Genomic DNA, 14,594 nt, shown 5'->3' with positions numbered 1-14,594 from the left:
GGGTAGCACTATGGCCGCGGCGCCGGAGCCTCCTGGGGCCTCTAGCCCTCCTCCTGGAGGGGCGTGGGCCGGTACGGCTCCAGGTCGTAGCGTATAGTGAAGTCCCGGTACTCGCCCCGGTACGGCTCCCAGACCACCACGACCCTCTCAACCCGGGCCGCCGGCGGGCCCCGGTGGGCCCAGCGTATCACCTCCTCAACGGCCTCCCGGGGCCCCTCGACAACAGCCTCCACGCTCCCATCAGGCATGTTCCTGACCCAGCCCGTGACCCCGAGCCTCCGGGCAACCTCCCTCATAGTGGCCCGGAAGAAGACGCCCTGTACCCTGCCGTAGATGCGGAGATAGGCCCTAGCCATCCCGCCGGCCATGGGCCCTCCGCCCTGGAGGGTGTAGGGAAGTGCACCCATGTAACAGGCTTAATAATGTGGCCCCCGGGGCGGGGGAGGGGCTCCAGGTGCTGGTGGACGAGGCTGCCAGGGCCATACCTCCTCGACGCAGCGGAGCTGCCCCTCACCGCCGGGCCGCCGCTGCCAGGGCACCCTGGCGTCAAGGCGGGGGCTCAAGAGCTCCCCGGGAGAGCGTGGGGGCGCGTGGAAAAGGGTGAGGCGTTCTCCCGATGCTCTAGGCGCCTAGTGCTAGAGCTTGTCCTGCTCCTCCAGCTCCTGGAGCTTGAGCATCGCCCTTATCTCGCGCCAGTTGGCCTCTATCTCCTCGTAGATCTTCTTGATGTCCTCTTCGGTCAGGTGGCGGAACCTGCCCTGGAGCTTGAGGTACTCCTCCACGGGCTTCCTCTTCGAGGGGTCTAGCAGCCTGTTGCTCGGCGGGTTGAGCCTCAGCCGGCCGTTCTCGTACTCGTAGAGTATCCACATCCCCGTCTCGACCGCCAGCTGGGCTATCCTCGCGGTCAGGCTTGGGTCGAACCTCCAGCCCACAGGGCAGGGGGCGTGGAGGTGGATGTACTTGAACCCTCTTATGCTGGCGGCTTTGCGCAGCTTCGCTATGAAGTCCCAGGGGTAGCCCACGCTTGCGGTAGCCACGTAGGGGACCCTGTGGGCGGCTACTATCTGTGGCATGGGCTTCTTGAACTCCTTCTTGCCCCGGTGGGTGGTCGTGGTCCAGGCGCCGTAGGGGGTGAGCCCGCTCCTCTGGATACCCGTGTTCATGTAGGCCTCGTTGTCGACGCAGATGTAGATTATGTCCTCGCCCCTCTCCGCGGCGGCGCTGAGGGCCTGGAGGCCTATGTCAGCGGTGCCGCCGTCCCCGGCCCAGACAACCACCTGCGCGTCCACGCCCCTGCGGCGGAGCGCCCTGGCAAGCCCGCTGGCGGCGGAAGCGCCGGCGGCGAACACTATGTTGAGCACCGGGAGCCCCCAGCCCTGCCGGGGCCACATGCCCTGTATGACGGAGCTGCAGCCAGCGGGGATCACTACCACAGCCTTGTCGCCGAGCGCCATGCCGAGGTACCTGAACCCCATGGTCTCCGGGCAGCCCGGGCACGCGGCGTTGCCGGGCATAACGTACTTCTCCTTGGGTAGCTTACGTATGTTTATAGCCATCCCGGGGCTCACCTCCGGGCCTCCCGCAGCTTCTCCCCCCTCACGGGGTGCTCGAGCGGGGGCATGGGGTGGAACTTGCCGAGGTGGTACCAGTAGGCGGGTATGTAGACGCGGCCCTCCTCCTCCACCAGGCTGTAAGCATGCTCCACTATAGATGCTATGTCCTCGTAGGAGATATCGACGCCGCCTATCCCGGCCGGCACCCCTACCATGCTAGGCCTCGCCTCCAGGGCGCTGCTCAGCTCCAGGAACAGCGGCCCGGCGTGGCCGAAGGAGATGCTCCTATCCATCACGGCCACGAGCTTCTTGCCTATGGCTGCCTCGCGGACCTCCTCCCAGGGGAAGGGCCGGATCCACCGCAGCCTCAGCACCCCGGCGCGTATCCCCTTCTCCCTAAGCATGTCGGCAGCTATCTTCGCGTCGCCCATCCACGAGCCTATGCCGGCCACCAGCACGTCGGCGTCGCTGCAACGGTAGCAGTCTATGAGGCTCTCGTAGCTCCTCCCCGTCAGCTTCCCGTACTCCCGGCCGGCCTCCCTTATCACCTCCCTGGCCCTGGCCATGCTCCGGTGCATGTCCATCCTCAGCTCCTCGAAGTACTCGTCGGGCACAAGGTTGCCCATCGCGATCTTCTCCCGGGGCTGTATCACGTAGGGCTGGCGGCGGGGCGGGAGGAACTCATCCACGGTCTCCTGGTCGGGCAGCTCCACTGGCTCCACGGTGTGGCTGAGTATGAAGCCGTCCAGCCCGACTATCCCGGGAAGATACACCCTCGGGTCCTCGGTCACCCGGAACATCATTATCGTCAGGTCTAGGGCCTCCTGGTTGTTCTCGGCCATTGAGATCAGCCAGCCCGTGTCCCTAGTGCTCATTATGTCAGCGTGCTCCACGTGAATGTTCCAGGGCGGCCCGATGGCCCTGGTAACCACGGCCATTACCAGGGGGATCCTGCTGCCGGCCGTCCACCAGAGCATCTCATACATGTAGGCTAGCCCGTGGCTGCTGGTGGCGGTGAACGCCCTGACGCCCCCCGCGGCGGCGCCGTAGGCGGCGGCGAGGGCGCTGTGCTCGCTCTCGACATCGATGAAGTCGGCGTCCATCTCGCCGCTGGAGATAAGCTCGTCGATCTTCTCGACGATTATGGTCTGGGGGGTTATGGGGTAGGCCGCCACCACCTCGACGCGGGCCAGCTTGGCCGCGTACGCGACCGCCTCGTTCCCGCGGAGACTCGTGACCACGGGCACGGGCCTCACCCCTCGCGCTGGAGGAACTCCTCCTCGTCAACCATCTCGAGAGCGTGGGTGGGGCAGGCCATGGCGCAGACGCCGCAGCCCTTACAATAGTCGTACTCTATCACCGGTATCGCCTGGCCCCTAGGGCCCGCGCCCTCCCTCATGTCTATCACATCCTCGGGGCAGTAGATCCAGCAGAGGTAGCAGCCGGTGCACTTCTCAGGGCGGAGGACGGGGCGCTTGACCCTCCAGGACCCGGTGCGCCCGGCCGAGCCACGCCCAGCCACCGCTATGGGGAGCGCGTGGCCCGCCGGGTCAACGGCAGCCACCTCCCCCGGCCTCCGGGTCCCCGAGGCCTCCGCGGTCACAGCCCGGCCACCTCCACGGGCCTCTGGACCGCCTCCCCGGTCTCCATGTAGGCGCGCCTGGCGGCCTCGGCGTTGAGATCCGCCACCCGGGGCCTGCCGCTCCAGTGCTCCCGGATGGCCCTGGCCACCGAGTCTATCGACACTATGCCGGTGGCCCTGGCCAGTGCGCCCAGCATGGCCGTGTTCACCACCGGCCAGCCCGCCACCACGAGGCCCAGCTCCTCCGCTATCCTCGTGGCGTTGACCCAGTAGAGCCGGAGCCCCTCGACGCCGAGGTCCACGGGCTTGGGCAGGTTGGCCACCACCGTGGCCCCAGGCCTCATGCCCTCCAGAACCTTCTCCCTCTCGGTCTCGAGGAGCCAGGGGTCGAGCACCACTACCACGTGGGGCCTCCGCACCATGCTGTGGACCGGCACCGGCCGGTCGGCCACCCGGGCGAAGGCTAGGACGTGGGCGCCCCTCCTCTCGGCGCCGAAGCTGGGGATAGCCTGGCCCCACTTGCCCTCCAGCTGCACCGCCCTCACGAGTATGGAGGCGGCCGTCACCGCCCCCTGGCCGCCGCGGCCGTGGAAGCGTATCTCCACGGTCCTCCGCAGCGCCTCTAGGAAGCCGCCGCCCTGCGGTGTTGTAGGCAAGGCCTGCTCCACGCCCCGGGGCTTGGGCGGCACCATGCTCGATATTTATAGTTGGCCCACTGGTAGACCACCCCCCGTAGGCTCCCCCCGCCGGCCCACAGCATGGGTGAGGGGCCGTAGAAGGGGCGCGGGATGCACTGCTATGACCAGGGTGGACGTGCTCGTAGTTGGGGCAGGGATAATCGGGCTCTCCTCCGCCTTCCACGTCAAGAGGCTGTGCCCCAGCTGCCGGGTCCTCCTGGTGGAGAAGCACCCCGGCCCCGGCCACGGCGACACGGGCAGGAGCGCCGCCGCCTTCCGCGCGTTCTTCACATCCAGGACCAATATGGCGCTGGCGGCTAGCAGCGTAGCCTTCTACAGGGAGGTGCAGGAGAGGGAGGGCTTCGACCTAGGGATGAGGTTCACGGGCTACCTCTTCCTCCTCACGGAGGAGCAGCACCAGGCCCTCGCGCCGGTCCTCGAGGAGCTGCGGCGCCGCGGCCTGGGCTACCGGGTCTACAGCCCCGAGGAGCTAGAGGAACTGCTGGGCCTCAGGACGAGGCCGGGCGGCGAGGAGGCGGAGCTGATGCAGCTCCCCGGCATAGACGTGGGCGTGCTGGCCGAGAACGCGGGCATAATCAGGCCCGAGAGGCTGGTGGAGTACTACAGCAGGAGGATAGGGGAGATGGGCGTTGAGGCCCTCTACAACACCAGGGTGGAGAAGATACTGGTGGAGCCGGAGCAGCCCCTGGGGGTCCCCGGCGAGCCCCTCCCCTGGCAGAAGGCCCGGGTGGTGGGCGCGGCCACGTCGAGGGGCGAGATAAGGGCCGACGTAACCATAGTGGCCGGGGGTGCTGAGACCCCCTTCCTCCTCGACCCTGTGGGCGTGGATATACACGCGAAGCCGAAGAAGAGGCAGGTCTTCGTCATACGCGCCGACCGGCCGGAGCTGCGGAGGCTGCTCCACGCCGAGGGCTTCAACAGCCTCGGGCTCGCCCCCTTCATCCTCCTGCCGAAAGGCGTCTACATCCGCCCCGCCCCCGAGGACAACGCCTTCTGGGTTGGGGCCTCCGACCACCTGGGCAGGCCCTTCTCCTGGGAGCCCGACCCCCAGCCCGAGGAGCACTTCTACGAGTACGGCATCTACCCGGTGCTCCACAACTACCTCCCGGCCTTCGAGAACGCGCGGCCCTCCTCGGCCTGGGCGGGGTTCTACGACATCTCCATAGACGGGCAACCCGTCGTGCTGTCCGAGCCCGGGCTCGTGGCGGCGGCCGGCACAAGCGGCAGCGGGATAATGAAGGCCGACGCGGTCGGCAGGATAGCTGCCTCCCTAGCCCTGGGCAAGAAGAGGGCGGCGCTCTACGGCGGAGAGGAGGTGGACGCGAGCATACTAGGCACCAGGAGCAGGAGAGTGGAGGAGGAGAGGCTCGTCATCTAGCCCCGCCGCGCCGGGCGGGGGGTGGGCGCCGGCGGCCCCATGCGGGGGTAGATACCCCTTTCCGGGCATGCGTGATTAAGTGAACACTAGATAGCCTGGACCCCCCCTCCCCCTCCCACACGCTAAGACTGAGGGAGGTGGCCTACATGGCCCAGAAGAAGAAGAGGTCCAAGCGGTCCAAGGAGAGTGAGGGCCAGCAGCAGTAGAGGGGGTGCGGGGCGGCGCCAGGGAGGAGGCCCCCTAACGGGCCTCCTCCCCGCCCCTCCGCGGGCGCTCCAGGGGCGCTCCTTTTTATATTTATAATTTTTGTAACGCGATGGCCCCGCGGCCCCCCGGGGAGGCTGGGGGTAGAAGAGGGGGCCAGCCGCCCCGAGCTGGATGGGCTGGACGGGTCTTGGGCTGCGAGGGGCCGGAGTGGATAGTCTGGATAGTGACTGCCGCCTGCAACCTCCGCTGCCCTTACTGCTACGCCGCCCGCTACCTCGGTGAGAGGCCGCTCTCCACCGGGGAGGCGCTCCGCCTGGTGGGGGAGGCGGCCGAGCTGGGGGTCGCGCATATCAACCTCACTGGGGGCGAGCCCCTCCTCCGCGGCGACATACTGGAGCTCCTGGCGGCGGCGGTCGACTCGGGCATAGAGGCGAGCCTCTTCACGAACATGGCTCTCCTCCGCGACGGCGTTGCGGGGGAGCTGGCGAGGCTCGGGGTGCTCCTCTACACCAGCCTCGACGGGCCCAGGGAGGTCTACGAGGCGGCGAAGGGCCCGGGGAGCTGGGAGAGGTTCCTCAGGGGCCTGGGGGCGGCCCGGCGCCACGGCCTGGGCTTCCACGTCAACATCCCGGTCTCCCGGCTCAACTACAGGAGGGTGGGCGAGGCCGTCGAGACGGCGGTTGGGCTGGGGGCTGCAAGCGTCTCCATCATCCCGGCGATGCCCTCGGGCAGGGCGGTGGAGACCCGCAGCTACATCTCCTCAAGGGAGCTCCTTGAGGCCCTCCGCGGCGCGGAGGAGGCAGCCGAGAGGCTCGGCGTAACGGTCTCGGCCTGGTGCGCCCCCTTCGTCGAGGCCCTGCCCTGGGCCAAGCACCTGAGGGCCAGCAACTGCAGGGACTGGGCCGTCATGGATATAACGCCGTCGGGCAAGGTTGTGCTCTGCGACGTGTTGGGCGTAGTGGTGGCTGACGCGGCGAAGGAGGGGCTCCGGAGGGCCTGGGAGAAGCTGCAGAGCCACCCACTGAACAAGCTCACCCACAGCGTGCCCAGGGAGTGTAGGGGTTGCCCCCTCGCCCCCGCTGCCGCGGGGGCTGCTACGCTAGGGCAATGCTCCGCTGGGGCCGCCTCCCGGCCCCGGACCCGCTGTGCCCCCTCGCGCCGGCGACGGGGCGGTAGAGGCCCCGGGGCCACGGTATATTCGCGTCCCGGCGGCGGGGCCACGGGCAGGGCTGCAGCGGCGGTGCCAGGAGGCCCGGAGCGGCTGAGGGAGCACGGTGTAGTGGTGAAGCGGTGCCGGGGCTGCCTCCGGGTGGCCCTGGTCTACCCATCCGTCTACAGCGCTGCGGTGGCCAGCCTGGCCTACCAGAACCTCTACTACATGATCAACAGCCTCGACTACGCTGTAGCCGAGAGGTTCGTGGCGGCTTCGACGGCCGGGGAGGAGCCTCCCCCCAGGAGCCTCGAGACCGGCTCCCCCCTCTCCAGCTTCGACCTCATACTCGCCCCCGTGAGCTACGAGCTAGACTACGTCACCCTCGCCCGCATCCTCCTGGCCGCCGGCATTGAGCCGCTCCGCCGCAGGAGGGGCGGGAGGGGCCCGCTGGTCGCGGTGGGCGGCCCCGTCCCCAGCATGAACCCTGCCGTGGCGCTCGGCCTCGCCGACCTGGTGCTGGTCGGGGAAGCAGAGGAGACGGTGCCGAGGCTCCTCGATGCCCTCCACGGCGGGGGCCCAGGCGGCGCCGAGGAGCTGGCCTGCAGCACTGGCTTCCTGGCCCCCGGCTGCAGCAGCCCCGTCCACAAGGCCGTGGTCGCCAGCCTGGACGAGGCCTTCCACACGACCATCCAGTTCCGCGTCCCCGGCAGCGGGGAGCCCTGGGGAGAGGCCTACATGGTCGAGGCCAGCAGGGGCTGCCCCCACATGTGCAGGTTCTGCATGGAGGCCCACTTCCTGCTCCCGGCCAGGCACCGGAGCACCGCGAGGATAAGGAGCCTCGTAGAGGAGGGCGTGGAGGCCAACAAGGTCAACGGGGTGGCCTTCTACTCCCTCAGCTTCTTCGACCACCCGGGTGCGGACAGGCTCCTCGAGTGGGTCGTCGGGGAGGGGCTGGAGGCCTCGATAGGCAGCCTGAGGGCCGACCAGCTCACCGAGGACAGGGTGGAGCTGATGAGCAGGGCCGGGCAGAGGGTGGTGACTGTGGCCCCGGAGACGCTCAGCCCTAGGCTGTGCCGCGGCATAGGCAAGTGTATACCCCTGGAGAGGGTCGAGGAGATCGCCGAGCTGGCCTGGCGCCGGAGGATGCACGTCAAGCTATACCTCATGCTCGGCCTCCCCGGCGAGAGCGACGGGGACGTGGAGGCCTACGCCGAGGCGCTCCGGAGGCTGAGCCGCCGCGCGCCCCCCGCCAGGGAGGCGATACGGGTCAGCGTGAACCCCCTGGTCCCGAAGCCCTGGACGCCCCTCCAGCGCCACCCCCTCATAGACCGGAGGGTCTACGAGAGGAGGGTTAGGATCCTCCGCCGTGCCCAGAGCAAGGTGCTCAGCGTAGATGCTCTCAGCTACCGCTACGCCTACGCCCAGGCGGTGGTGGCGAGGGGCGACGAGAGGGTGGCGGAGCTGCTGGCCGAGTGGGCCCGGCTGGGCGGCAGGCTGGGCCAGCTATGGACGGCGGCGAGGAGGCTAGGGGTGAGCCTCGACGCCTACACCTCCGGGAAGGGCCCGAGGCCCTGGGAGGAGCTGGTGAGGCCCGGTTACCCGCCAGCAGCGCTCCAGGCGGCCTACCGGGCGGCGCTCCGGGCGGTGGGGGAGCAGGGCTAGCCCTCCCAGGGCCGAGGAGCAGCAGCCGTTGCGGGCCTTCCTCGCCCCCCGGGTTCCTGTCACGCGTAGCCGAGGCGCTTCAGCAGCGGCTTCAGCTCCTCGAGGTAGGGCCTCGCATACTCCGTCTCGAGGAACTCGTCCACGCTGCACTTGCCGGTCAGCCTCCCCCTCTCCATGCAGGCTATCGAGTCCCCCAGCTCCAGGGCCTCCACTATGTCGTGGGTCACGTGTACTGCTGTGAACCTCAGCTTCTCCCTAAGCTCTCGGATAAAGGCTCTCACCCTGACCCGGTTGCCCGGGTCTATGTTGGCCGTGGGCTCGTCGAGGAGGAGTAGCCTGGGCTCTACTGCTAGGGCTCTGGCGAGCGCCACGCGCTGCCTCTCGCCGCCGCTCAGCTCCGCGGGCCTGCGGTCGAGGAGATGCTCTATCCCGAGGACCCCGGCGACCCCCCGCACCCTCCTGTCCACATCCTCCCCGGGGCAGCGGCGGGCCCGGAGGCCGAAGGCAATGTTCTCGTAGACAGTCATGTGGGGGAAAAGCCCATAATCCTGAGGAACATAGGCGAAGCCCCTCTCCTCTGGGGGGAGGCTGGTGACGTCCCGGCCGTCGACGAGTATCTCGCCCTCAGCGGGCTTTATGAAGCCGGCGAGGGCGTGTAGCAGGACCGTCTTGCCGACGCCGCTGGCCCCCATTACCACCAGGTACTCCCCCTCCCTCACCTCCAGCCGCGGTATGGTCAGCGTGAAGCCCCCCAGCTCTACGCGGAGGTTACGCACCGTGATCATGGCGGGTCAGCACCCTTATCGCCGTGAAAGCCGCGATGGAGAGGAGCACTACGAAGGCTGAGAGGGCTACAGCGTATCTTAGCCCGTAGTTGTTAAACCACTCGTATATCAGCACGTTTATTGTTTTCGGGTAGTACGCCACTATGAGTATCGCGCCGACCTCGCTCATAGCCCTGGCCCATGACAGGAGGAAGCCCGCGGCGATGTGGGGCAGTATGAGCGGCAGCGTCACCCTCCTGAACACCATCCAGGGGCTTGCCCCCAGGCTCCTGGCTACGAGCTCCAGGGAGGCGCCGACCCTCTCGTAGCCCAGCTTCAGCACGTCAACCATCAACGGGAAGGACACGAACATCATGCTGGCCACTATGCCCCAGAAGCCGTTCTCCACCTGGAGCCCCAGGGCGGCTGCGAGGCCCCCGAGGAGCCCCCGGCGGCCGTAGGCGAGCAGGATCATTATACCGGCCACGGCGTGGGGGATTACCAGCGGCACGTCCACCAGGGCCTCGACCAGCCTCTTCCCGGGGAACTCGCTGCGGGCCAGCAGGTAGCCCAGGGGTATACCGATTACCAGCAGCAGTGTCGAGGATACTAGGGAGGCCTCGAGGGTCCGGAGCAGCGCGGGGTAGGCCTGCCGCGCGTAGGGGGTGTCGCGGAGCCACACCTTGGCGAATGTCCCAGGGTCCACGCTGACGAGGAGAGCTGCCAGGGGCGCGAGTATGAACAGCATGCCGAGCGAGGAGAAGGCGGCGAAAACCAGGAGGAGCCTCTCAACCCTCCTGGCCCTGGAGGCTGACAAGGCTCCTAAGCTCCTCCGGCACCCTGCCATACGCGAGGGGCTTCTCAAGGAAGGGCTGCCCCGCCTCCTCGAACACCTTCCTGCCGTAGGGGCCGAGCAGGAGCCTCAGGAACCTTACCGCCTCCTCGTGGTGCGGCGCGTCATCGAGCACGGTTATGCCGTACACTATCGGGGCCATGGCCACTGCCGTCTCCTTGTCAGTCCCCGAGAGTATCCTGACCACCACCCTGCTGTAGAAGCTGCTCTCCCTGGGGTCTCCCAGGTTGATTGCCCGGGGGAGTCTCAGGTAGTGGAGGTGGTGCTGCACCGCCACGCTGCGGTACTCGAAGGCGTAGTCCAGCTCACCGGCCTCGAGGAGGGCTATGAGGTCCACGCTCTTGGGCCTCACCACCAGGTTGCTGCCGCTCCTAACCTCGAGGTCCGCGGGGACTACCAGCTCCAGCGTGCCGTTCTCCATCCTCCTAACCTCTATGTTGGTGTTGTTGGTGAGCAGCCCTAGTATCGATGCGTTATGGTAGTATAGGGAGGCCAGGCCTATCGCGCCCACCGCCCGGTAGCCGCATGGGTCCTTGTTGGGGTCGGAGAAGCCCCACTTTACATCGCTCCTCGAGAGTATCTCGTACCACTCCTCCGGGTGCTTCTCGAGCAGCTCGTGGTACTTGGAGTGGTTCGTGTATACTAGTACCAGCTCGTTGCTCGCGAAGGCTATGTACCAGCTCGCGTACCTGGGGACCAGGAACCTGGGTATAAGCCTGTAGTCTGCCACGGCTATGATGTCGGCCTTCCTCCCCAGGTCGGTTACCTTGCGTATCGCCTCCACGCTGCCGCTAGCCTCTATTATCACGTCCGTCCCGTGGAGCCTCTTGTACTCCTCCGCCACCTTCTCCAGGGGGATCCTCAGCGAGCCGGCGGTGAATACGACGAGCTCCCCGCCGCTCCCAGCCCCCATGCGGAGGCTCAGGAGGGCCACGGCGGCCACAAGGACTATCGCAGCCAATGCGGCCGCTAACATCAAGCGTCTAGAGCTATGCAAGCCACGCCACCCCGGCGCTCCTCCTGGCCCGGCGGCTCCCCCAATCCCAATCTATTATATCCCTTACTCCAATACTAGACCCCCTTCCGGGCCTAGGGGTCGGAGGCCCCCAGGGGCCTAGGGGTATAGGGGGTCTTGCCGGAGAGAGTCGCGCTGGTGGCCCGGACGCTCTACGGGGCCCGCAACGCCTTCGCCCACCTGGCCGCGGCGCTGGAGGATAGCGGGCTGCTGGGCCAGGGCCTGGACCTCTTCTTCGCCGAGGAGGACCCGGTCCCCCTGGCCAGGAGGCTGGAGGAGAAGGGCTACCGCCCCGTGCTGCTCTACGGGGTCTCCACCCCAGTGTTCCTCGAGCTGATGGATGAGATCGCCGGGGCCGCCTCCCGCTACCCAGTGGTGGCCGGGGGCCCCCACGCGGAGGGGGCCTACTGGCAGCTCCTCCGCCTCGGCGTCTACGCCGCCGTGGTGGGAGACGGGGAGAACGCTATCGTGGCCCTCGCCGAGCACTTTCTCGGGGAGCGGGACATATCCGAGGTCCCGAACATAGCCTACATGGAGGGCGGGGGCGTCTTCCGTGTCACGAGGATAGAGCTTGTCGACCTCGACGACTACCGGCCCTACAGCAGCCGCTACCAGCTCTACCCGCCTCTGGAGATAATGAGGGGCTGCCCCTACTCCTGCAGGTTCTGCCAGGTCCCCTGGCTCTTCAAGTCCAGGGTGCGCTTCCGCAGCCCCGGCCGCGCCGTGGAGGCGGCGAGGGCCTACATCGAGGCGGGCAGGAGGAGAATACGCTTCATAGCCCCCATAGGCTTCGCCTACATGTCGCCGCGGCCCGGCGAGCCGAACCCGGAGGCGCTGGAGGAGCTGCTCCGCGGCGTCAGGGAGGCGGGCGGGGAGCCCTACCTGGGCAGCTTCCCCAGCGAGACCAGGCCCGAGTACGTCACCCCTAAGGCCCTCCGCGTGGTGAAGCGCTACGCCGCCAACCGCAGGGTGTCGGTGGGCCTCCAGTCCGGCAGCGACAAGGTGCTCAAGGCCGTTGGCAGGGGCCACACTGTGGAGGAGGCGCTCGAAGCCGTGGAGCTGATACACCGCCACGGGCTCCAGGCGGTGGTGGACATAATCTTCGGGCTCCCCGGCGAGGACGAGGAGGCGGTGGAGGCGACCGTGGAGGTCATATACCGTCTGGCCGGCATGGGGGCGAGGCTTCGGCTCCACAGCTTCCTACCCCTCCCCGGCACCCCTCTCGCCAGGGCCCGGCCGAGGCCGGTGCACCCCCGGTACCGGGAGGCGGTCCGCAGGCTCCTGGGCCGCGGCGTAGTGGAGGGCGACTGGGAGTGGCAGGAGAAGATAGCCCCGGAGATCTACTGCCTAACAGCCCTCGACCCGGCCCCCACGAGGGAGCCTAGGCCCCTCGAAGAGGCTAGGGAGACGTGCAGCCGGGCCTGGAGCAGGTGGAGCCGGCTGATGGCAGCCGCGGGCGCCGGGCCAGGGGTGGCTGAATCCCTCTCCAGGGGCCCCCGCTGCCTCTAGGCGTCCCGGCTATGGGGCCCTCTTTACCCTGGGGCCCCGGGGCTCCACCCCCGGGTGTTCCGGCCCGTGCCCGTCCCCGGCTACGCCGGCAGGATAGCGTTCATAGACCTCTCCAGCGGGAGGGTTGAGACGCGGGAGCTGGGCGAGAGCGAGGCCAGGCTGTTCCTCGGAGGGAAGGGGCTCCTCTACCTCCTTGGCTACAGGCTGATCCCGCCGAGCGCCGACCCCCTGGACCCGGCGGCTAACAGGCTCGTCATCGCCGCCGGGGCGCTGGCGACCCACGCGCCCGGCGCGTCGAAGACCGGGTTCCTGGCCAAGAGCCCGCTGACCGGCATCCTCTGTGACAGCTACGCTGGCCAGGTGTTCGCCGGGAAGCTGCGGATGGCGGGGTTCGACGCGGTAGTTGTCTACGGTAAGGCCGAGGAACCCGTCTACCTCTACATAGAGGATGGCGGGGTCGAGGTGAGGCCCGCCCGCCACCTCTGGGGTAGCGGTGCGGTGGAGGCAGCTGAGGCCGTGAGGAAGGAGACGAGGCTGGGCGCCAGCGTCGCGGCCATAGGGCCCGCGGGGGAGAGGCTGGTGCGCTACGCCAACATAATCGTGGACGGGTTCCGCGCCGCCGGCCGCTGCGGGCTGGGAGCAGTAATGGGCTCCATGGGGCTGAAGGCCGTGGCCGTCTGGGGGAGCAGTGTGCCCGCCAGAGCCAGGCCCGAGGAGTGGAGGAAGCTCTACCTGGAGGTCTACGAGAGGATACGCGGCGACGAGCCCACCAGGGCCTGGGCCCGCTACGGCACCAACGACGGCGTCTCGGTCTGCAGCAGGCTGAGCATGTGCCCCGGCTGGCACTGGAGGAGGAACTGGCTCCCCGAGGAGGAGGCCAGGAGGCTGAGCGGCGACGAGATCCTCTCCCGGGAGGCGCCGAGGAGCGTCTACCGGAGGTACGCCGGCATCCTCTGGGGCTGGGGCTGCCCCGTCAAGTGCAGCAAGCTCGCCTCCCCGAGGAGGAGGGGCCTGGAGCACATAGTGGTCAAGCCCGAGTACGAGAACCTGGCCATGCTGGGCCTCGCCCCCGGGGTGGTTGACCCCGACGAGGTGCTCTACACCGAGTGGCTCATCAACAGCCTGGGGCTGGACAGCATAAGCTTCGGCGAGACAGCCTCCTGGCTCATGGAGCTCTACGAGGAGGGCCTCGTCTCCCGGGAGGAGCTGGCCGGGCTCACCAGGGAGCCGAGGCACGGCGACCCCGAGGCAGTGCGCGAGCTGGCCCGCCTCGTGGCAGAGCGCCGCGGGATAGGGGCGGTGCTGGCAGAGGGCGTTGAGAAGGCCTCCAGGATACTGGGCCGCGGCGGCGACCGGGCGGTCCACGTCAAGGGCCTCGAGGCGGCGGCCTGGGACCCGAGGGGCCGCAGGGGGCTGGTGGTGAGCTACGCAACCGCGGATGTGGGCGCTAGCCACCTCCGCGGCTGGCCCAGCCCCCATCAGCCGCCGAGCAAGGGCCCTGCCAGGGAGACTGTGGAGAGCATGCTGAGGGACAGGGACTGGAAGGCCCTGCTCGATAGCATGGGGCTCTGCAGCTTCGTGCCCTACCGGCCCGGGGAGGTGCAGGCCCTCTACAGCGCCGTCACCGGGCTGGACGCCGAGATAGAGGAGCTGATGCTCGTGGGCTGGAGGACGGAGGCACTGGCGAGGATACACGCGGCCCTGGCCGGCAGGGTGCCGGAGGGCGACCGGCCGCCCAAGCGCTGGATGGAGCCGATAAGGGAGGGCCCCCTGAAGGGCGAGAAGGCCGCGCTGGACTGGAGCGACCTCATGGAGGCGATCCGCGAGTTCTACAGGAGGAGAGGCTACCACGAGGAGTACGGCGTCCCCCTCCCCGAGACGCTGCGCCGCCTGGGCCTCGACTGGGCGGTGGAGGACGCGGAGAAGACGCTGGCGGAGGTGGAGAGGCGGAGGAGACCCCTCTAGCACGCCGCCCGGGGCTGTGAGGAGGCTTAGAAGGAGGGAGCCCGGGAGAGGCGGTGACCGGAAGCGGGGAGCCGAGCCCCAGGCGCTACCGTACCCTCCTCTCCGCCGGGCTTCCGCCGCCCCTGCCCGGTTCCTGCCGCCGGCGGCGGTGCAGCCGGAACCCGCGTCGCTGGAGACCCTATCCACGCGACCCCCATGGGGATATTATTGATATTTATGGATTAAAAGATATATATGTATTAATGCAGAAGCAGA

At 68.3% G+C, this 14,594-nt stretch carries 12 protein-coding genes; 4 read left to right on the top strand and 8 right to left on the bottom strand.

Annotated elements, in window-relative coordinates:
- Positions 1–41: 41 nt before the first annotated feature.
- The 5 genes from ACZ42Y_RS06320 to ACZ42Y_RS06300 form a co-directional block, all read right to left on the bottom strand.
- The gene (locus tag ACZ42Y_RS06320) at positions 42–368 is read right to left on the bottom strand and encodes an acylphosphatase (RefSeq protein ID WP_058370773.1); all 327 of its coding nucleotides are present in this window, start codon (positions 366–368) and stop codon (positions 42–44) included.
- Between the two features lie 267 nt (positions 369–635).
- Positions 636–1,556: a pyruvate synthase subunit PorB gene (gene porB, locus ACZ42Y_RS06315; protein ID WP_464735297.1), complete on the bottom strand. Its 921-nt coding sequence runs from the start codon at positions 1,554–1,556 to the stop codon at positions 636–638.
- Between the two features lie 8 nt (positions 1,557–1,564).
- Positions 1,565–2,794, bottom strand: coding sequence for a transketolase C-terminal domain-containing protein (locus ACZ42Y_RS06310; RefSeq protein ID WP_083494600.1), 1,230 nt, complete (start codon positions 2,792–2,794; stop codon positions 1,565–1,567).
- 11 nt (positions 2,795–2,805) lie between these two features.
- Positions 2,806–3,117 (bottom strand): 4Fe-4S binding protein, encoded by a 312-nt coding sequence (locus ACZ42Y_RS06305; RefSeq protein ID WP_058371399.1) that lies wholly within the window; start codon positions 3,115–3,117, stop codon positions 2,806–2,808.
- 35 nt (positions 3,118–3,152) lie between these two features.
- On the bottom strand, positions 3,153–3,827 hold the full coding sequence (locus ACZ42Y_RS06300; protein ID WP_083494502.1) for a 2-oxoacid:acceptor oxidoreductase family protein: 675 nt from the start codon (positions 3,825–3,827) through the stop codon (positions 3,153–3,155).
- A gap of 106 nt (positions 3,828–3,933) precedes the next feature.
- Here ACZ42Y_RS06300 and ACZ42Y_RS06295 point away from each other — a divergent pair, with 106 nt between their 5' ends.
- Both ACZ42Y_RS06295 and ACZ42Y_RS06290 read left to right on the top strand, forming a co-directional pair.
- Positions 3,934–5,211 (top strand): NAD(P)/FAD-dependent oxidoreductase, encoded by a 1,278-nt coding sequence (locus ACZ42Y_RS06295; RefSeq protein ID WP_464735296.1) that lies wholly within the window; start codon positions 3,934–3,936, stop codon positions 5,209–5,211.
- Positions 5,212–5,605: 394 nt separating this feature from the next.
- Positions 5,606–8,233, top strand: coding sequence for a radical SAM protein (locus ACZ42Y_RS06290; protein ID WP_464735295.1), 2,628 nt, complete (start codon positions 5,606–5,608; stop codon positions 8,231–8,233).
- Between the two features lie 59 nt (positions 8,234–8,292).
- On the opposite strand, the gene ACZ42Y_RS06285 is transcribed toward ACZ42Y_RS06290, so the two are convergent.
- From ACZ42Y_RS06285 to wtpA, 3 genes are read right to left on the bottom strand one after another with little or no spacing between them, the layout of a single operon-like run.
- Entirely contained in the window at positions 8,293–9,018 is a 726-nt protein-coding gene (locus ACZ42Y_RS06285) for an ABC transporter ATP-binding protein (protein ID WP_058370777.1), read from the bottom strand.
- On the bottom strand, positions 9,002–9,814 hold the full coding sequence (locus ACZ42Y_RS06280; RefSeq protein WP_236698133.1) for an ABC transporter permease: 813 nt from the start codon (positions 9,812–9,814) through the stop codon (positions 9,002–9,004). The genes ACZ42Y_RS06285 and ACZ42Y_RS06280 overlap by 17 nt, the downstream gene beginning before the upstream one ends.
- Positions 9,786–10,811: a tungstate ABC transporter substrate-binding protein WtpA gene (gene wtpA, locus ACZ42Y_RS06275; protein WP_464735294.1), complete on the bottom strand. Its 1,026-nt coding sequence runs from the start codon at positions 10,809–10,811 to the stop codon at positions 9,786–9,788. Before wtpA ends, ACZ42Y_RS06280 begins: the two co-directional genes overlap by 29 nt.
- A 171-nt stretch (positions 10,812–10,982) precedes the next feature.
- Between wtpA and ACZ42Y_RS06270 the strand changes: the two genes are divergently transcribed.
- Together ACZ42Y_RS06270 and ACZ42Y_RS06265 are read left to right on the top strand one after the other, a co-directional pair.
- Positions 10,983–12,374 carry a TIGR04013 family B12-binding domain/radical SAM domain-containing protein gene (locus ACZ42Y_RS06270; protein WP_058370780.1) on the top strand — a complete coding sequence of 464 codons (1,392 nt, stop codon included), beginning with the start codon at positions 10,983–10,985 and terminating at the stop codon, positions 12,372–12,374.
- A gap of 66 nt (positions 12,375–12,440) precedes the next feature.
- Positions 12,441–14,339 (top strand): aldehyde ferredoxin oxidoreductase family protein, encoded by a 1,899-nt coding sequence (locus tag ACZ42Y_RS06265; RefSeq protein ID WP_464735293.1) that lies wholly within the window; start codon positions 12,441–12,443, stop codon positions 14,337–14,339.
- Positions 14,340–14,594 lie beyond the last annotated feature (255 nt).

The organism is Pyrodictium brockii, from assembly GCF_055379715.1.
This window is presented reverse-complemented; position numbering and strand designations above follow the sequence as displayed.